We start from the raw sequence: 17985 nt of genomic DNA, 5'->3' as shown, positions 1-17985 counted from the left end.
TCTGAGATTTGGGTTCTGGCTTGCATCTGTCGAGGGGGGAAACCAATAGAGTCATTCGGGTGTCTATTTTCTTAAGCGGATCAATAACCTATTCAGGGCTATGCGTGCTTGAGCTGAATGATGGTGGGGCGATTGCCTGGTATAAGGAAGTAGATGAAAAATCTCATCGTGATTTTCGCGGTTCTAGTCTTGGTGGGCTGTACGACCAATGCCAAGGTCCATGTGGTCCGTGGTGTCAGCGGTATCGAGATCGATTGCTCCGGTCTTGGGGCTGGATGGGACAAGTGCCACAAACGCGCTGAGCGTGAATGCAAGGGGGATGGCTATAAGGTCATTACCAGGTCCAGTGATGCCAAGGACGAGGAGGGTGACTATCCCTTTGGCTGGAATCCTGCGGGTTACCTCACGCGGACAATGCTTGTCATGTGCCGCTAGTAGGATGGCGTGGTAGGAGGTCAAATTGCTGCAAGGTTTTTCGTTCTGGGTGTTGTTAAATACCTTCGTTTATGGCGTTTTCGCAAGGTGGGAGATAAGTCAATGCTTGGGCTGTTCAAAATCTCCCGGTCGTGCTAAAACCTTTGAAGCGCTTATCTAGCTGCTTGAAAAAGAAGGGAAAAATATGACGAAGTCGGAGTTGATCGAACGAATTGTCACCCATCAAGGGCTGCTCTCATCCAAGGATGTGGAGCTGGCCATCAAGACTATGCTTGAGCAAATGTCCCAGTGCCTGGCAACAGGAGATCGTATAGAAATCCGTGGCTTCGGCAGCTTCTCTCTGCACTACCGTGCGCCACGCGTTGGCCGGAATCCGAAAACCGGTCAATCTGTCAGTCTCGATGGTAAGTTTGTACCTCACTTCAAGCCTGGTAAAGAGCTGCGCGATCGTGTGAACGAAGATGAGGATAATGGGCTTTAGGTATAGAGGGGGAGAGGGATGTCTGTATTGATGCGTTTTGGGTTGATCACCTGTGTTGTTTTTTTGGGTGGGATAGTGCTTGTATTCGTTTTGGAAAATCAGCAGCCAGCAAGCTTATTGTTTTTTGGTAGGTCAACATCCCTACTTCCTATCTCGGTGTATATTGGCGGGGCGTTACTTGTCGGGATGCTAATTAGCCCTATTGCCATCTGGCTGAGAGCAAGTGTTTTTAGAAGAAAAATAACACGGCGGTGAAGAGCTATAGGCTTAAAATATTCTATTCTGAATAGCACTTATAGCGTGGAGCCTCCTTTCACGACTGCTACAATAACTATAGATAAATGCTCGGTACTCGTTCCGTTCAGACGTGTGTGAGCTCAAGTGAATTGCTGCATCATCATCAATGATGCTTCGTACTGGAGAAGGGCGAGTAGAGTATGCAAAGTAGCTTCGCGGAGTCTTGCGATAGTTCGGAAATAGATCTCCAGTCGTTGGTGCGCTCGCTCTGGTATCGGAAATGGCTTGTTTTAAGTGTTATGTTGTTATCAATATTGGCAGCTTCACTGTATGCGTATACAGCTAAGCCGATTTATGAAGCCAAGCTTTTTCTGATACAGCCGACGGCAAATGATATAGCCAATATCAACTATGGTCGTACGCAAGAATCTGGTTTGGAGCCTTTAAAAGCTGATGCGGTTTACCAGGTTTTTTTACAGGCGCTCGACTCTGAGTCTCTTCGTCAGGATTTTTTTCAAAACGTCTATTTGCCATCGCTTTCCGATGAGGCGCGTGAGGTATCTCAGGGGGAGTTGTATCTACGCTTCTCAAAAAGTCTGTCAGTGATGCTTCCGACAAAAGATACGGGCGACCGAGCTATTGTCATTATGGAGAATGGAAATCCTGATGAGGCATTGAACTGGGCTCAAGCCTATGTTGATCATGCATCCACTATGGCTAAAACAGAAGTCTATAAAGACGTGTCAAGTGAAAATGCTGTACGCGCACGTAATCTTTTCCAAAGAATTGAATCACTACGCGAAGTTAGTCGTAAGCTTCGGCAGGACTCCGTAACTAAGTTGCGGGAGGCGCTGCGGGTAGCTGAAGCTATTGGTCTGGAAAACCCTCCGATTATTATGGGCAGTCCCTCTGTTGAATTAGCAGGAGGCATGGATGGTCAAGTTCTTTATATGCGTGGTTCAAAAGCACTTAAAGCAGAGATAGAGAATCTGGAGCAACGTGAGTCTGATGACCCATTCTCAACAGATCTGCGTAAGCTACAGTCAAACTATAGCTTTTATAAAGAGTTGGAGTTAAGTCGACCTGATATTTCAGTCTACAGACAAGATGGTGTGGCGCTACATCCGGACTTACCAACAAAACCGAAAAGAACCCTGATAGTTGCCTTGGGCCTAATGTTGGGTCTGATGATAGGAGTTGGGGTTGCTCTTGTCTTTTATCTTTTGGATAAAAAACGTTCACCCTCTCGCCCTCTTATATGAAGAGTAATTGCTTTTGATCTTCTGATGCTTCATATGTGTCGCCAAAAAAGGCGGCATTGTGCTTTTAGAAGGATCTAACTCTGCTCGATAAAGAGAGATTTGGATGCTGGGGGGAGGGCAAGCGTTGCCTGGCGTGGTTTGCATAATGCTGGTGCCCTGATTATCTCCTGATAATCCCGATTGTTGGTGTTGAATGCTGAGGGTGCGAGGCCTCCCTAGGGCGAGTTAAAGTGTGGTTTTTATGTGTCTCATAGTAATCGAGAGTTGGATGCTTTATATAACAGGCAAGTCGTTTCGTGTGTCTGATGCAGGCCTGAAGAGGTTAAGATGATTGGTAAAAAAATAATACATTTTTATATTTTATTGTTTTCATGCGTATTGGTTGTATTGGGTGATCTAAGAAATATTATTACCCCTGCAGGATATTGGGGGCTTTGGGGAGCGGTGCTTTGTATCGGGCTTTTGTCTGGTGGTTGGAAAAGATTAAAGGTGGATTGGGCGTTAATTGGAGTCTTGTTCGGCTTCGCTATGTTGATTTCCTCTCTTCTGCTTATCAGTCTGGCTCACTCCGATGAGTATACGGCTTATCAAGCCTTAAAGTATTTTGTTATCTCAATAATAACACTTGTGATTTTTAAAAGTTCGCAGAATTTGGATGAGAATCAGTTATATCGGATAGCAGCAATTGTTACATTGGTGGGGCTGCTTTTTTTTCTTCTCTGTAAGTATGCCTTGGTTGAATATTATGTTTTGCTTGGCGATGGCCGACAGGGGAGTATGTTTGCATTTCCTGGGGTGTTGTGGAAAACAAGTGCATTTTTTATATCTTTTATCATTGCCAGGATATTTACTCGTCCAATTTCTAAGTCCTGTGGAGCCTCATTTGTAGTCTTGGCCTCAGTGTACTTGTTGTTAGCTGACTCGAGCCGTACGGGGTTTCTCTGGTTTTCTGTAATAGTTGCTGTATTCGCATTGCTGCAGCTTTTAATAAGCACCAATCGATTTGTAATTTTTGTATCTGTCGGCACTATGTTTACTAGTATCCTGGTCGCTTTTAATTCTGATGCTATATATGAATTTGCAACTAGTGATTCTTTTTTGGTGATTAATAGATTGTTCGAAGGTGACCCGATACGAACAAAGATGCTGAGTGATGGAGTTGTAAATGCAGATACTTGCCTTCCACTGGGTTGCGGTTTTGGGAGCTCTACATCATTGGTTGATGGTGCTCCAATGGTTGTGCATAACACCTACTTAGCTATCTTGGGTGATCTTGGAATGCTGGGAGGAGGGGGGCTTTTAATAATCTTAATTTCTCCGGTTGCTCTTTTTGTTGTGAGGGAGTGGAGGAGGGGAGTTGTAGGTAGACCCAGTGTCTATTATAGGGCAGCCGCTTGTCTTGGTGTTTTGTGCTTCTGTTTTGTGTTGTTGTTCCACCCTTTAAGTTCTGAAATGTCCGAGTGGGGATATTGGGCTATTATGCTGTCTTGGTTATCTCGTTTGTCAAGTACGAAGCCTAGCATAATGAATAAAAATCTTCGTGGCCTTGAATCGCAGAGAGATTAACTTTGAAGCGTCTGCTAAAAAATATGGGGCTGCTTTTTTCAGTGCAGCTTTGTGGGTACTTAATTCCGATACTAGAGATTCCCGTGCTAGCGCGGGCCCTTGGAGTGCAGGAGTATGGAAAAGTAGTGCTTATTCAGTCCGTGGCCCTGTTGACATCACTAGTTGTTGAATACGGATTTTCACTTAGTGGATCGCGCCAAGTAGCAATTGCCCGAGATGACAGTGGTGCGCTAGCTCGTATCTTCGGCGAGGTTCTTTCTGCAAAGCTGTTGATTTTCTCCATCGTATCTATAGTAGGAGTAGTCATTTTTCTGACAAGCGGACCTGTATTTTATGACCGTGACCTGCTTCTTATGGGGTGGGTGTATTTCATCGCTTTTGGTTTTAGCCCATTTTGGTTTTTTCAAGGTTTAGAAAAAATTGCTCTTGTGGTTGTGGTTGAGGTTTCTTTGCGTTTTGTGGGTTTGTTTTTTTTGTATATTTTCATACATGGAGAGCAAGACGCTTTATTGGCGTTTGGTATTATGTCAGGGTTTGGTTTTTTGAATACATTGTTCGGCAATGCTATATGTGTTAATAAGATAAGGAAATTTTCTCTAAGTTTTGCTGGTGGACTACAACAGATAAAATTGGGGTTTCATGTTTTTGTATATAAGAGCTCGAACAATATACTTATGAGTGCGGGGCCATCTTTGGTCGGCGTGACGTCGGGGCATGTAGCTGTTGCAGCTTATGTTCCTGCCGAGAAGATAATTCGAGGTTTTGTTAGCTTTGTGAATCCAATTTTAATTGGTTTCTATCCTTATCTGAATCGACAATTTCAAGTTTCACAAGGCAATACAATGCGATTGTCGTGGATGATTGTAATTGGAATGTTTTTTTCTGGTGTCCTGTCCGCTGGACTAATATATTTTGTCGGGGACTTTTTAATTCTTACAGTGCTGGGAGCAGGTTTCACCGCAGCTAGTGAGATTTTGAAGGTTTTTGTTTGGATTATTCCATTCAGATTGGCTAACCAGGCATTGGGCCTGTGTATGCTAATTCCGATGGGAAGGGACAAGGCAACTAGTTTCTTTATGATGTTTTCTTCGATAATGTCTATGTTACTAGCTGCGCTGATGTCAATTTGGTATAGCGTTGAAGGGGTCGTGCTGGGTTTTGTTATAGCAGAAGTGTTTTTGTCTGTTGCGTTGATTTCTGTTGTTTTTGAGGGCAGAGATAAGTATCGGAATAAGGAGGGGGTGTGATAACAGTTTTGACTCCAACCTATAATCGTGAAGCTACCTTACCACGGTTATACGAAAGTCTTTGTGCTCAAACGTGCAAGGATTTTGAGTGGTTAATTGTTGACGATGGAAGCCAGGATGAAACGCAGCGTTTGTTGCTTGAGTATTCTGATACTGCGCCATTTAAAGTGCATGTGTTTTATCAGCCTAACGGCGGAAAACATGTTGCCCTTAACTTGGGAATTCGGAAAGCTGATACACCATGGATTTTCATCGTAGACAGTGATGACTCTCTGGTGTCTAATGCCGTCGAGTGTGTTATTGACGCTGTGGTTGCGTTAGGAGAAGCAAATGTTGTTGGTCTTTGCTACCGCAAGGCATATTTTGATATGCGAGTTGTGGGGCAAAATTTTGAAAACTCTGAGTCCCCGGTTATTATGAGTCCCACGGATGCTGGACATTTTTTTAAAGGGGACCTTGCATATATTTTTAAAACTGAGGCGATGTTGAAGCACTCTTTTCCGGTGGTTCCTGAAGAGAGGTTTGTTCCAGAGTTGTACATTTGGAATAAAATTGGTGATGAAGGGGATGTTTATTGTTTTGGAAGTACTATCCTTTATCTTTGTGATTATCTTGAAGATGGTTACTCCAAGAATTTTTCTTCTAATTTGAGGCGAAATCCCAAAGGTTTTTTGATTTTTTATTGGGCGCAAATTTTCCGAGAAAATGATCTTCGGTATAAATTAAAGTTTTTTCTTCGCTCCATACAATGCTATCTCTACACGTTGCTTAATAGGTTCTCATGAAAATATTGTTTTTCATCACCAGCTTGGATGTTGGCGGTGCAGAACGCCAGGTTTTAGATCTGGCCCAACGCCTTGAATCTCAGGATCACCAAGTCCTGATAGCCTACCTGACAGGGGCAGGGATGTTGTTGCCTAAAGATACCTCGCTTAAAACGGTTGGGTTTCATGCTGCGAAGTCTCTGAGAAGTCTCGTGCGGAGCTTCTTTCTTCTACGGAAGACTATTAAGAGCTATAAGCCGGATGTGGTTCATAGTCATATGGTCCATGCAAATCTTTTAGCTCGGCTTGTGAGATTAATAGTCTTTATTCCACGTCTTATTTGTACTGCGCATAGTACAAATGAGGGAGGTGGAATGAGAATGCTTGCGTATCGAGTTACAAATTTTCTCGCTGATGTAACTACGAACGTAAGCCTGGATGCTGTTAAAGAGTTTGAGGCAAAGAGGGCTGTCAAGCCAGGCAGAATGTTAATGATGCCAAATGGCATAGATACTGGTAGGTTCAGTTTTAGTGAGGCTCTGCGAACAAAAATCAGAGATAGGGAAGGTGTTCGCGCTGATGAAAAAATAATTCTCGCAGTGGGGCGGTTCACCGAGGCTAAAAACTATCCAAGTTTATTCCGGGCATTTGCTAGTTTGTGTAGGAGCGATCCTGATTTGATACTTTGGGTTGTTGGGGATGGTGCGCTAAGAGAGAGTTTGTTGACTCTTTCTGACAATTTGGGGATTTCTCAGCGGGTTAAGCTATTCGGTGTGAGAGAGGATGTAGCAGAGTTTTACAGCGCCGCTGATGTCTATGCTCTTTCTTCGTTGTGGGAAGGTTTTGGCCTTGTTGTTGCTGAGGCAATGGCAGCAGAGAGAGTCGTTGTTGCTTCCGATTGCGGTGGGGTAAGGGAAGTCGTCGGGAGTGAGGGGCTTTTAGTGCCTCCAGGGAATTCAGATGAGCTGGCGATCGCGATAAGACATGCATTGGATATGGATCCAGCATCAGCTGCAGCGATGGGGCGGCGAGCAAGGCAAAGAGTTCTTGATAAGTACTCTCTTGACACGGTTGTCAAAAAGTGGGTAGAGCTGTATCGGCCTTGAGCATATTGCTGGCCAGCTGGGCTCGGTATCGCTCCGTGAGAGCTGGCATGGTATCTTGCGTCGGGCAGTTCCGTTCATGAGCTTTGTGTTTCGTGTTTTGCAGGGGCGTTAGCGAGCTACATTGTGATTATGGATAAGTCCTTTGCGCGGCTGCTGAGGCTTTATTGGATGTTGGGTTAAATGAAAATAGCACTAGTTGGAACGACCGCTGCTTGCGTCCTCGGATTTCGTGCCGATTTGATCGGCGCTCTGGTGAAGGACGGTCACCAAGTATTCGCTTTTGCTCTTGATTATTGTGCTGAGACACGGGCAAAGGTCAAGCAGCTTGGAGCTGAGCCAGTTGATTATGTGTTTAGTCGTGCTGGATTGAACCCGTTAGGCGACCTGATAAATACTTATAAGTTATCTAGATTGCTAAAAAAAATCGCACCCGATATTGTCTTTAGTTATTTTGCAAAGCCAGTGATCTTTGGAACGCTAGCGGCTATCTTGGCTGGGGTAAAACGCCGCTTAGCGATGCTCGAAGGATTAGGATATGTCTTTACGGAGCAGCCTGGTGGCGCCTCATTTAAAGTTAAGCTGTTAAGAAAGATTCAAGTATTTCTTTATAGGGTTTCCTTCCCTTTTCTTGAGCGTTTGATTTTCTTAAACAAAGATGATCGAGTCGACTTGGTGGAAAAAAATAGGATCAATGTATCTGAGGTTAGTGTTCTCGGTGGCATTGGTTTAAAACTCTCGGATTACCCTTATTCTGTTCCTCCTAAAGATCCTGTTAGTTTTATATTTGTTGGGCGATTACTGGCTGAAAAAGGGGTTAATGAGTTTGTAGAGGCTGCTCGCTTGGTTAAAGCGCAATGTAGCAATGTCAAGTTTGTCATGTTGGGTGGTCTTGATGAGAGCAATCCGGGGGGGTTGACTGCGGACGCTGTCCGTACCCTGATAAACGAGGGGTTGGTTGATCATCGTGGTCATGTTGATGATGTTGTTAGCTGGCTATCGGCTTCAAGTATATTTGTTTTGCCTTCCTATCGAGAAGGTGTACCTAGAAGTACCCAAGAGGCAATGGCCGTTGGCCGAGCAGTCATTACGACTGACGTACCAGGTTGTAGAGATACAGTTGTTAACGGTGTTAACGGATTCGTAGTGCCGCCTTGGTCGGCAAAAGACTTGGCTGAAAAAATGATGTTTTTCATTAATAATCCAGACCAAATAGAAATCATGGGACTGCAAAGTCATAGAATGGCTCAGCAAGATTTTGATGCGGCTATAGTCAATGAGCGATTGATGAGCTACTTCATATGATTTTCATGAGAGAAGTAAGTTTCTACGCTATCGTAGCGTCGGTGAGCGAATGGAAAGTTTAAATAAGAATATTCTGTTGACAGGGGTGACAGGGTTTGTTGGAGGAGCGATCTTGCGTCACTTGTGCGATCGCCCAGAGTATAGTATCCGTGTAGTGACACGAAATCCCGCCGTTTTTCCAGGTGTCGTTAAAAACTCGGTATTGCTCGGTGATTTGAATTCGACGCAGTCTTGGGGGGATGCGCTCAAGGGCATAGACGTGGTGGTTCACTCAGCAGCACGCGTACATGTTATGAATGAGCAAGCTGTGGACCCGCTGTCAGAGTTTCGAAAAGTGAATGTTGATGGCACATTGAATCTTGCAAATCAAGCTGTTGCTTCTGGTGTAAAACGTTTTATCTTTATAAGTTCAGTAAAGGTTAATGGCGAAGAAACTACTGCTGGAAACAAGTATACAGCTGACGGGGTTGTACATCCGGTTGATGACTACGGAATTTCTAAGTCTGAGGCTGAACAAGGTCTATTAAAGATTTCCGCAGAAACAGGAATGCAGGTTGTTATTATCAGGCCTGTCTTGGTATATGGGCCAGGTGTTAAAGCAAACTTTCTGAATATGATGAAGCTGGTCGGGAAAGGCTTCCCTCTCCCCCTTTTATCAATTGAAAATAAAAGAAGTTTTGTAGCTTTAGATAATCTTGTCGATTTTGTTGCTCTTTGTATAAAACATCCGCGCGCAGCTAATCAGATTTTTCTGGTCAGCGATGGTGATGATTTATCCACGCCCGAATTGTTGAGAAAGATGGCGCGTGCCCTTGGGAAAAAAGTAATTCTTCTACCATTTCCTGTTCGGCTATTGAGGGCTGCGGCGCGGCTTATGGGTAAAGAGAATATAACTGATCGTCTTTGCGGTTCGCTTGAGGTTGATATCAGTAAGAATCAAGAACTTTTAGGCTGGACCCCGCCTTTGAGCGTTGACAATGCGTTGCTTAAAACAGCCAAGCATTATCTAGGAAACCGTAATTCATGAGCGTCTGGTTCGTACTACCTATTATTTTTCTGTGTGCTCTGTTTTTGACCGCGAAGCTTCGTAGTTATGCGCTATCGCATAGTCTAATCGATGTCCCGAACGACCGCAGTTCGCACTTGATTCCCACACCTCGAGGCGGAGGTGTCGCTATTGTCGTGAGTTTTCTTCTTTTTCTACCATTTCTATCCTTCGAGAACACCTTGCCTTGGGGGCACACAGTTGGTTTTCTCGGTGCAGGAGCGGGCATAGCGATACTCGGTTTTTTGGATGATCATGGTCATATTGCCGCACGCTGGAGACTGTTAGGACATTTCGCAGCAGCCTGTTGGGCTATGTATTGGGTCGCGGGTTTACCTGTATTGTCAATATTTGGATTGCATGTAGATCTGGGTATATTTGGTTATGTTGTTGCTGCGTTATACCTCGTCTGGATGTTGAATCTTTATAATTTTATGGATGGTATCGATGGTATCGCCAGTATTGAAGCTGTCACCGTCTGTCTTGGCGCGGCTCTTCTTTATTGGATCGGTGGCTTCCATGAACTGGTTTGGGTACCTCTGTTGCTCACCTTTGCTGTATTTGGCTTTCTCTATTGGAACTTTCCTCCCGCACGGATTTTCATGGGGGATGCCGGGAGTGGCTTTCTAGGTATCATTCTAGGTGTTTTTTCGCTGGAGGCTGCTTCTGTCCAATCGGATTTTTTCTGGGTCTGGTTAATTCTGCTCGGTGTTTTCATCGTTGATGCGACTGTTACGTTGATACGCCGATTGTTTAGAGGGGAAAAGGTCTATGAGGCGCACCGTAGCCATGCCTACCAATTTGCATCACGGCAACTGGGCAAGCATCGACCGGTGTCATTAGCTATTGGGGCTATCAATATCCTTTGGCTGCTTCCGTTAGCTTTCTGTGTGATGGCGGGTTACCTAGATGGGATCGTTGGATTGCTGATAGCCTATGTCCCATTGATAATTCTGGCGATTAAATACAAAGCAGGGATGTCGGAGTCTCGTTAATGGTGTGCACTGCGCGTAGAATTGCATTTTTGTTGGTCGGCAATAGGTGAGTAAGGTGTCCGGAGGAGTTATGGATAGATTGAGAGCGTTCCTTCTGGGGTTGCCCCGTCGCCAGAAGCGACTGCTTCAGGTCCTTACCGATATATTGTTGGTCTGGCTGGCTTTGTGGATGGCATTTGTGGTGAGGCTGGGGCTTGATGAGATCATTAATCCGTTAGCTGACCATACATGGTTATTCCTTAGTGCGCCGGTGATTTCAATTCCTCTATTTATACGATTTGGTATGTATAGAGCGGTCATGCGCTATTTTGGTAATGATGCATTGATCGCGATCGTTAAGGCCGTTACGTTCTCTGCTCTAATACTGGGTATTGTAGTTTATTGGTATAGTAATCATCAGAACGTTATCCCTCGCTCAATAATTTTCAATTATTGGTGGTTGAGTTTGATGATGGTTGGTGGCTTGCGTTTAGCCATGCGCCAATACTTTCTCGGGGACTGGTTTTCCGCAGTACAACATGTTCCCTTTGCAAGTAGAGATAATGGACTGCCTCGGGTGGCCATTTATGGTGCGGGCGCTGCAGGTAATCAGCTTGTTGCGGCATTACGTATGGGACGTGTCATGCGTCCGGTAGCGTTCATTGATGACGACAGCGGAATTTCCGATCGCGTCATTTCAGGGCTTCAGGTTTACAAGCCAAAGCACATTCAACAAATGATCGACACCACTGGCGCCCAAGAAATTCTATTGGCGATTCCCTCGTCAAACCGAGCTCGGCGTCGTGAGATACTAGGATTTTTAGAGGGTTTTCCTCTACATGTGCGTAGTGTTCCTGGATTCATGGACCTAGCGAGCGGACGCGTAAAAGTTGATGATATCCAAGAGGTTGATATTGCTGATTTACTAGGTCGTGATGCTGTACCCGCTCAAGCAGATTTGCTTGAGCATTGTATTAAAGATCAAGCTGTTTTGGTAACTGGAGCCGGAGGATCGATAGGTTCAGAACTTTGCCGTCAGATACTGACACAACGTCCGAAGGTTCTGCTGCTGTTTGAGCACAGTGAGTTTAACCTCTATAGTATTTTGTCGGAGTTGGAACAACGTATTACGCGTGAATCGTTGTCGGTGAAGGTTTTGCCGATACTTGGCTCCGTGCGCGATCAAGAAAAACTGCGTGATGTAATGAAGACCTGGCATGTAAATACAGTTTATCATGCCGCCGCGTACAAACATGTGCCGATGGTAGAGCACAATATTGCAGAAGGGGTGATGAATAATGTCATGGGGACGCTCAACACTGCTCAGGCTGCATTACAGGTTGGAGTTGCTAACTTTGTATTGATCTCTACTGATAAAGCTGTACGTCCCACCAATGTAATGGGCAGTACCAAGCGTTTGTCCGAGCTTACACTTCAGGCCTTAAGCCAGGAGCTGGCCCCAGTTCTCTTTGGAGACGGCTCCGGTGTTTCGCAGGTAAACGAAACTCGTTTTACTATGGTGCGATTCGGTAATGTTTTAGGATCCTCTGGCTCAGTGATCCCATTGTTCCACAAACAAATCAAGTCGGGTGGACCTCTAACTGTTACTCACCCAAAAATCACTCGTTACTTCATGACCATTCCCGAAGCGGCTCAGTTAGTGATCCAGGCTGGATCGATGGGGCAAGGCGGAGACGTTTTTGTGCTGGATATGGGGGAGCCTGTAAGGATCGTAGAGCTGGCTGAGAAGATGATCCATCTATCAGGCCTGAGTGTTCGTTCAGAAAAAAATCCTCATGGAGATATTGCTATCGAGTTTACTGGGCTTCGCCCAGGTGAAAAACTCTATGAAGAGTTATTGATCGGAGATAATGTTGCGGCAACTCAGCATCCGATGATTATGTGCGCTAACGAAGATCATCTACCGTGGGGAGTTCTTAAGCTAAAACTATCTGAATTGTTGTGTGCTGTTCAACAAGATGATTATTCTCTCGTTCGCCAATTGTTGCGTGATACTGTGAGTGGTTATGCTCCTGATGGCGATATTGTTGACTGGATATATCAACAGAGGCGGCTTGACCCTTAATCGTGAAGGTGGCGGCTCGGTTTATTGATGCTCTATTTTGAGTCTGGTCTTAGCCGCTCTATCCGCAAGCGCGAATAACTATACTAAACCAAGCAGTTTTTGGATGCCGGTTAAGGAATACGCTGGGTCGGATGGGGGCGGGGCAATTCAAAGTGATGGAATATTGGGTCTTGAACGATATGAAAATACACTTGTTGCGTACTGTTGAGTGATCAATTGAGCGCCAATTAAGATTTATCTGTGGCAGCAAGCTTGAAGTAATTAAATCTTTTGCTGCTCGGAGCGTATACTTTTCGTGGAGTCCTCCATAACTGTTGTCCAGCCCTTAGCGTTGCATGTCACCTTGGTCGCTATATCGGAAGTACGACATAGCTTGGAAGGCACTATATGAGCAATCTAAAATAATGAAAACTGAATATTCACTAGAGGTTTTCGCTATCACTTTGGCAATGGTGATGGCGTTTATTGTGTCTTCAACGTTGCTTAAGTCGAAAATAGAAAGTGCGGAAGTTCCACATGCATATAAATTCATAAATGGTATGCGTGGATTGGCGGCAATATTTGTTTTTATTAATCATGCTCCCTTTGTGCTTTCTAATCTGGGTGTGCAGAATACAGTTTTTTCTTCTTGGGGGCAGTTGTATCCGAATCTTGGTTCTTTCGGAGTTCAAATATTTTTTTGTATAACCGGTTTTTTATTTTTCGATAAGGTAATCAGGAATGAAAAAATAGATTGGATTGATTTCTTTAGCGCGAGGATAAAAAGAGTTGCACCACTTTACTATGTATCTTCTCTACTGGTTTTTGTAATTGCTGCATCTTTCGCGGGATTTAAAATTTTAGATAAGGAGTCACTGATTACAATATCAGGTCTGCTTTCCTTTAATTTTATAGATAATCCAATGCGCATCGGTGGGGTTTCCCTTGTGCCGCTAAGTTCAGTAACGTGGACGCTTATCCATGAGTGGAGGTTCTATGCTGTTCTACCACTGGTGGCTATTTTTTATAGATCCAGATACAAAATAATCATTATGGCTGTTGTCATGATGTTGGCTGCTGTAGACCTTGGTTATTCTGCTGTTGTCTGTTGGGTGTATTTCCTAACTGGGATTGTGGCTGCGAGCGTACATAAAATAGCTGTAACAAATAGATTGCTGAGAGGTACGGCAGTTCTGGTTGCTATATTAGCATTTGTGCTTACATGTGGACTGGTTGAGGTTCCTGGTTATGGTGCGCTCAGATTCGTCTTGACTAGTTTATTTTTTATATGTGTAACTATTGCAAATTCATCGTTTTTGCACTTTCAGTTTTTGAATAGAATGAGTGATATCAGTTTCAGTATATATTTACTTCACTTGCCTATATTGTTTGTTTCTTTTAAAGTGGTTTCCGGTTTTGTGGAATTATCCAGTATTGATAAGTTTACATTTTGGGCAATAAATTTTTCTACGATACCTGTCATTGTTGCGATCTCTACATATACATTCGTGAATATAGAAAAGAGATTTATGAGAAAATCAAAAGCAGAGCGGCCTGAGGGCGGGTTAGCGCAAAGCGTTTGAACTGGCTAGTGTTGTTGTAGGTCTATGTGTGAGGTGCTTTTAAATCTGATCTGAATACATATTTAACAAATCAATAGTTAAAACTATCATTTTGTTAGATGGCAAGAAGATTCTTTCAGTTTCAATTGTACACACTCTGCAATGGACACATTTTTGACAGAAGTGCTTCATGGTCTAAGTTTGGGTGGCAGCTTTGGAAAAGCTGCTGCCTTTATCAATATTATGGAGTATTACCTATGCGTACGGCTTATTTTTCCTCCCTAGTCTTCGGTCTGTTGACCAGTCTTTGCGCCGTCACTTATGCGGCACCTATCCTCAACCCCAAAGTCGATGCCCCTGCGGTCGTAGAAATTGCTGCGGAGCAGGCAGGCAAGATCGATCTGAACACTGCCGATGCGGCGGCCTTGCAGCGCGAGCTGTCCGGCATTGGTGCGGTCAAGGCGCAGGCGATCGTTAAGTATCGTGAAAGCAATGGACCTTTTGCCTCGGTGGACGAACTGCTCGAGGTCAAGGGAATCGGCAAGGCGATTCTGGAAAGCAACCGGGAAAAATTGAAGGTCAACTGACGCTTCAATCCATGCGCAAGGCCGATCACTGATCGGCCTTGCGTTTTTCGGGCCCACCATAAGCAAGGTTGTGCCATTCAATGTTATCTATCGCATCGATAGAATTATGATCGTAATATTTTATTAAATTATGACTATAATCAAACCGCTTCCCAAGCAGCGTATCAATTCCTTGTCTTTCCCTTCTCAAGCACTTTTCTGGAGAGCCGTCATGAATTCGATTTCCCCCAAGGGGTTGGCACTTGTCACCGGTGCTTCATCTGGCATCGGTGCGGTTTATGCCGAGCGGCTGGCCGCTCGTGGTTACGATCTGTTGCTGGTTGCACGCGATGAGCAGCGCCTGCAAACCGCCGCGACCCGGTTACGGGCCGAGCACAAGGTGCAGGTCGAAGTGTTGAAGGCCGATCTGACGCTCCAGGTCGATGTGCTGAAGGTCGAGCAGCGCTTGCGCTCCGACTCGAACATCAGTCTGTTGCTGAATAATGCCGGTATCGCGGCTGACGGAAGCCTGGCCGTTGCCGACACCGATCAGTTGGAGGCAATGATCCAGTTGAATGTGGTCGCGGTCACTCGTCTGGCTGCTGCGGCCGCCGCCAGCTTTTCGGCGGCGGGAAGAGGAGCGATCATCAATATCGCTTCGGTGGTGGCGCTGATTCCCGAGCGTTTTAATGCGACCTACAGCGCGACCAAGGCCTATGTCCTGAGCCTGACTCAATCGCTTGCTGCGGAATTGGATGGTAAGGGTGTGCAGGTCCAGGCGGTATTGCCTGGGGTGACCCGCACTGAGATCTGGGAGCGCTCGGGCATCGACGCCCAAGGGATTCCAGCCGAGATGATCATGGAAGCCACCGAGATGGTAGATGCGGCTCTGGTCGGTTTTGATCAGGGTGAGTTGATCACCATTCCCTCGCTACCTGACTCGGCTGACTGGGAGGCCTTTGTAGCTGCGCGTTTTGCCCTGGGGCCAAACCTGTCGAAAAGCAGTGCGGCTGCTCGCTACAAATAACGGTGTCGAGGCGGGAGGTTGGTGGAGATCACTCCGCCTGACCATCCTGTTTTTTCAGATGCTCGCGTGTTACCTCCAGTGTCCGTTTGGCCAGGTCGGGGTTCTCGACACTGCGCGACAGCACCAGGGCCCCGACCAGGGTCGACATGATCACCAGGCTCTGGTCGGCGGCATTTTCTCCTTCGAGACTGGCCTCTACCTGTGCAAGTCGTGCATTGAGCACCGCATCAGTGGTGGGGCTGGCTTGCCCGCGCAGGCCCAGCTCCGATGACATGGTGGGCAGCGGGCAGCCTTCACCGGGGGAGGTCTGGTGCCACTCGGACAGGTAGCTGTCGATAAACGCCGATAGGGGGTGTTCCTGGGCAAATAGAGTGGCGCAGTGCGCATCGAGTTCTTCCGCCGCGGCCTGCAGGGCTTTTTCGACCAGTTCGTCCTTGGATTTGAAATGCGAGTAAAAACCGCCATGGGTCAGGCTCAGGGCTTTCATCAGTGGTTGCAGGCCTGTCGCCCCGATACCGTCGCGCCGAAAGCGCTCGGCGGCCTCCTTGATGATGCGTTGATGGGTTTGGGCTTTATGGTCGTGCGAGTAACGCATCGGGGAAGTCTCCACAGCTAGAGAGTCATCTTACCCAAGGTTGACGGAGGGGGGATTGCACTATTAACCCCGGAAACCTCATTTTTCCCACTGAATGGCTAGAAAGACATGGTTCGTCAGTGAGCCAAGTATCAGTTGGCATGAATAGTGATTATTGGATATCCATAGATTGTTCAACAATCGCAAGGCGATATTCATGAGCAACGTACTGTCCCTGGCCGATCAGATAACCCTCGAATTACGTGCCGATATCATCGGCGGTCGCTTGCTGCCGGGCATGGCCCTGGTAGAAAACGATCTGGTCTGCGCCTATAACGCCTCGCGCAACACCATTCGCGAGGCCTTGCATCGCCTGGGGCAGGAAGGCCTGACCCGCTATGCACGCAACAAAGGCGTCACGGTGCGCAGGCTGGGCATCGATGAAGTGCGGGATCTGTTCCAGGTGCGCCGTACCCTGGAGTTGCAGGCCATTGCCTCCAGCAAACCGCTGCGCGACTACCAGTCCGACCGGATGCTCGAGGCTATCGAGGCCAGCGAACTCGCCCGCGAGCGCGAGGACTGGCGCTCGGTGGGCACCCACAGCCTGGCCTTTCATCAACACATCGTTGGTCTGATGCGCAGCCCCTTGTTCGATGAGTTCTTCACCAACGTCGTGGCGCAGATGCGCCTGGTGTTCTGTGCCGCCCCTGACGAGCAGCATTTTCAATCGCCCTGGCTGGCCCGCGACCGGCAGATCCATGACTTGCTCGCCGCTGGCGACAAGCAGGCCGCCAGCGAAACCCTGGCGGTTTACCTGGACGATTCCGAACGGCTGCTGCTCGACATCCTCAGCCACTCTTCCCGCCACTGATCGAGGGTTTCAACCATGTACAAAGACTATCCCGCGGCTTATCAGGTCAGCAAAGGTTCGGCCCTGCAGGTGGACACGGTCTTTTATGAGCGGGTCCGTGACAGCAAGGACCAGCGCACCTTGATCGAGCAATTCGAAGTGCCGATCCGTACCGGGCGCGCCTGGCATGTGCCGGCCGGGCATGTGTTCCGGGTGACCACGCCGGCCGGCCCGCAGGTCGGGGACTTCAACGTCTGGAATGCCAACGATCCGCGGGAGCGTCTGTGGGCGGCGCGTACCCGGCAGTTGCAGGGCGCGCATGTCAGTACCCATGACCGGTTGTGGTCGAACCTGCCGTTTTTGCGGCCACTGGTGACCATCACCGATGACAGCCTGGCCGGTTACGGGATCGACGAGCATGGCGGGCGCTTGCACGACCTGCTCGGCACGCGCTGCGATCCTTACGTGAACCGCATGCTCACCGGGGAGGACTTCCATCACCATTGCCATTCCAACCTGACGCGCGCGGTCCTGCCCCACGGCCTGACCGAGTTCGATGTGCATGACGTGCTGAACATCTTCCAGTGCACCGGGCTCAATCATGACGACATGTACTTCATGAAGGCCTGCCCCGCGCAGAAGGGCGATTACCTGGAGTTCTTTGCCGAAATCGATCTGTTGTGCGCGTTGTCGACCTGCCCGGGTGGCGATCTGTCATTGCCCATGTGGGGCCCGGAGGCTCAGGATCCACTCAGCGTCTGTCGGCCGTTGGGCGTGGAGATCTATCGGCTTGACGAGGCATTGCTCGAAGGCTGGAGCCAGCCTGAGCGGGCGGCCTACAAAGGTTTGCATGGCCTGCACATCGCCAAGGCTGCCTGGGAGAAATAGCGCTGCCGGCCGCAGGGGCGGATAAAAAAGCCCC

The 17985-nt window shown here is 47.2% G+C and carries 17 protein-coding genes; 16 read left to right on the top strand and 1 reads right to left on the bottom strand.

Annotated features, from left to right (window positions below; all coding sequences use genetic code 11):
• Positions 1–153 precede the first annotated feature (153 nt).
• From AC07Y9_RS03250 to AC07Y9_RS03185, 14 genes are all read left to right on the top strand, one after another.
• Entirely contained in the window at positions 154–435 is a 282-nt protein-coding gene (locus AC07Y9_RS03250) for a hypothetical protein (protein WP_102679106.1), read from the top strand.
• A gap of 184 nt (positions 436–619) precedes the next feature.
• Positions 620–916: an integration host factor subunit beta gene (gene ihfB / locus AC07Y9_RS03245; RefSeq protein ID WP_102679107.1), complete on the top strand. Its 297-nt coding sequence runs from the start codon at positions 620–622 to the stop codon at positions 914–916.
• A gap of 437 nt (positions 917–1353) precedes the next feature.
• On the top strand, positions 1354–2415 hold the full coding sequence (locus tag AC07Y9_RS03240; protein ID WP_102679109.1) for an LPS O-antigen chain length determinant protein WzzB: 1062 nt from the start codon (positions 1354–1356) through the stop codon (positions 2413–2415).
• Positions 2416–2742: 327 nt separating this feature from the next.
• Positions 2743–3981 (top strand): hypothetical protein, encoded by a 1239-nt coding sequence (locus tag AC07Y9_RS03235; protein ID WP_146021752.1) that lies wholly within the window; start codon positions 2743–2745, stop codon positions 3979–3981.
• Between the two features lie 2 nt (positions 3982–3983).
• Positions 3984–5228: an oligosaccharide flippase family protein gene (locus tag AC07Y9_RS03230; protein ID WP_146021753.1), complete on the top strand. Its 1245-nt coding sequence runs from the start codon at positions 3984–3986 to the stop codon at positions 5226–5228.
• Positions 5225–6013 (top strand): glycosyltransferase family 2 protein, encoded by a 789-nt coding sequence (locus AC07Y9_RS03225; RefSeq protein ID WP_102679111.1) that lies wholly within the window; start codon positions 5225–5227, stop codon positions 6011–6013. Before AC07Y9_RS03230 ends, AC07Y9_RS03225 begins: the two co-directional genes overlap by 4 nt.
• Positions 6010–7098 (top strand): glycosyltransferase, encoded by a 1089-nt coding sequence (locus AC07Y9_RS03220; RefSeq protein ID WP_102679112.1) that lies wholly within the window; start codon positions 6010–6012, stop codon positions 7096–7098. The genes AC07Y9_RS03225 and AC07Y9_RS03220 overlap by 4 nt, the downstream gene beginning before the upstream one ends.
• Before the next feature lie 180 nt (positions 7099–7278).
• Positions 7279–8400, top strand: coding sequence for a glycosyltransferase family 4 protein (locus AC07Y9_RS03215; protein WP_102679113.1), 1122 nt, complete (start codon positions 7279–7281; stop codon positions 8398–8400).
• Between the two features lie 49 nt (positions 8401–8449).
• Positions 8450–9427, top strand: a complete 978-nt coding sequence (locus AC07Y9_RS03210; RefSeq protein ID WP_102679114.1) for a UDP-glucose 4-epimerase family protein — start codon at positions 8450–8452, stop codon at positions 9425–9427.
• Positions 9424–10440 carry an MraY family glycosyltransferase gene (locus AC07Y9_RS03205; protein WP_102679115.1) on the top strand — a complete coding sequence of 339 codons (1017 nt, stop codon included), beginning with the start codon at positions 9424–9426 and terminating at the stop codon, positions 10438–10440. Before AC07Y9_RS03210 ends, AC07Y9_RS03205 begins: the two co-directional genes overlap by 4 nt.
• 70 nt (positions 10441–10510) lie before the next feature.
• On the top strand, positions 10511–12505 hold the full coding sequence (locus AC07Y9_RS03200; protein WP_102679116.1) for a polysaccharide biosynthesis protein: 1995 nt from the start codon (positions 10511–10513) through the stop codon (positions 12503–12505).
• Between the two features lie 404 nt (positions 12506–12909).
• A complete protein-coding gene (locus AC07Y9_RS03195) occupies positions 12910–14067 on the top strand; it encodes an acyltransferase family protein (protein WP_158245983.1) in 1158 nt (385 codons plus the stop codon).
• Between the two features lie 236 nt (positions 14068–14303).
• Positions 14304–14633, top strand: coding sequence for a ComEA family DNA-binding protein (locus tag AC07Y9_RS03190; RefSeq protein ID WP_102679118.1), 330 nt, complete (start codon positions 14304–14306; stop codon positions 14631–14633).
• 211 nt (positions 14634–14844) lie between these two features.
• Entirely contained in the window at positions 14845–15639 is a 795-nt protein-coding gene (locus AC07Y9_RS03185; protein WP_087092939.1) for an SDR family NAD(P)-dependent oxidoreductase, read from the top strand.
• Positions 15640–15667: 28 nt separating this feature from the next.
• Here AC07Y9_RS03185 and AC07Y9_RS03180 read toward each other — a convergent pair whose 3' ends face one another.
• Positions 15668–16234, bottom strand: coding sequence for a TetR/AcrR family transcriptional regulator (locus AC07Y9_RS03180; RefSeq protein WP_102679119.1), 567 nt, complete (start codon positions 16232–16234; stop codon positions 15668–15670).
• A 196-nt stretch (positions 16235–16430) separates the two neighbouring features.
• Between AC07Y9_RS03180 and AC07Y9_RS03175 the strand changes: the two genes are divergently transcribed.
• Entirely contained in the window at positions 16431–17084 is a 654-nt protein-coding gene (locus tag AC07Y9_RS03175) for a GntR family transcriptional regulator (RefSeq protein WP_087092945.1), read from the top strand.
• A 15-nt stretch (positions 17085–17099) separates the two neighbouring features.
• Positions 17100–17951 carry an urea carboxylase-associated family protein gene (locus AC07Y9_RS03170; protein WP_085531729.1) on the top strand — a complete coding sequence of 284 codons (852 nt, stop codon included), beginning with the start codon at positions 17100–17102 and terminating at the stop codon, positions 17949–17951.
• The last annotated feature ends 34 nt before the right edge of the window (positions 17952–17985 follow it).

It is taken from the genome of Pseudomonas sp. GW456-L12 (genome assembly GCF_059424045.1).
This window is presented reverse-complemented; position numbering and strand designations above follow the sequence as displayed.

What these genes read in the sequence shown, in the direction of transcription:
- AC07Y9_RS03250 (WP_102679106.1), top strand. Translation starts at nt 154, where the DNA reads ATGAAAAATCTCATCGTGATTTTCGCGGTTCTAGTCTTGGTGGGCTGT.
- ihfB (WP_102679107.1), top strand. Translation starts at nt 620, where the DNA reads ATGACGAAGTCGGAGTTGATCGAACGAATTGTCACCCATCAAGGGCTG.
- AC07Y9_RS03240 (WP_102679109.1), top strand. Translation starts at nt 1,354, where the DNA reads ATGCAAAGTAGCTTCGCGGAGTCTTGCGATAGTTCGGAAATAGATCTC.
- AC07Y9_RS03235 (WP_146021752.1), top strand. Translation starts at nt 2,743, where the DNA reads ATGATTGGTAAAAAAATAATACATTTTTATATTTTATTGTTTTCATGC.
- AC07Y9_RS03220 (WP_102679112.1), top strand. Translation starts at nt 6,010, where the DNA reads ATGAAAATATTGTTTTTCATCACCAGCTTGGATGTTGGCGGTGCAGAA.
- AC07Y9_RS03215 (WP_102679113.1), top strand. Translation starts at nt 7,279, where the DNA reads ATGAAAATAGCACTAGTTGGAACGACCGCTGCTTGCGTCCTCGGATTT.
- AC07Y9_RS03210 (WP_102679114.1), top strand. Translation starts at nt 8,450, where the DNA reads ATGGAAAGTTTAAATAAGAATATTCTGTTGACAGGGGTGACAGGGTTT.
- AC07Y9_RS03205 (WP_102679115.1), top strand. Translation starts at nt 9,424, where the DNA reads ATGAGCGTCTGGTTCGTACTACCTATTATTTTTCTGTGTGCTCTGTTT.
- AC07Y9_RS03200 (WP_102679116.1), top strand. Translation starts at nt 10,511, where the DNA reads ATGGATAGATTGAGAGCGTTCCTTCTGGGGTTGCCCCGTCGCCAGAAG.
- AC07Y9_RS03195 (WP_158245983.1), top strand. Translation starts at nt 12,910, where the DNA reads ATGAAAACTGAATATTCACTAGAGGTTTTCGCTATCACTTTGGCAATG.
- AC07Y9_RS03190 (WP_102679118.1), top strand. Translation starts at nt 14,304, where the DNA reads ATGCGTACGGCTTATTTTTCCTCCCTAGTCTTCGGTCTGTTGACCAGT.
- AC07Y9_RS03185 (WP_087092939.1), top strand. Translation starts at nt 14,845, where the DNA reads ATGAATTCGATTTCCCCCAAGGGGTTGGCACTTGTCACCGGTGCTTCA.
- AC07Y9_RS03180 (WP_102679119.1), bottom strand. Translation starts at nt 16,234, where the DNA reads ATGCGTTACTCGCACGACCATAAAGCCCAAACCCATCAACGCATCATC.
- AC07Y9_RS03175 (WP_087092945.1), top strand. Translation starts at nt 16,431, where the DNA reads ATGAGCAACGTACTGTCCCTGGCCGATCAGATAACCCTCGAATTACGT.
- AC07Y9_RS03170 (WP_085531729.1), top strand. Translation starts at nt 17,100, where the DNA reads ATGTACAAAGACTATCCCGCGGCTTATCAGGTCAGCAAAGGTTCGGCC.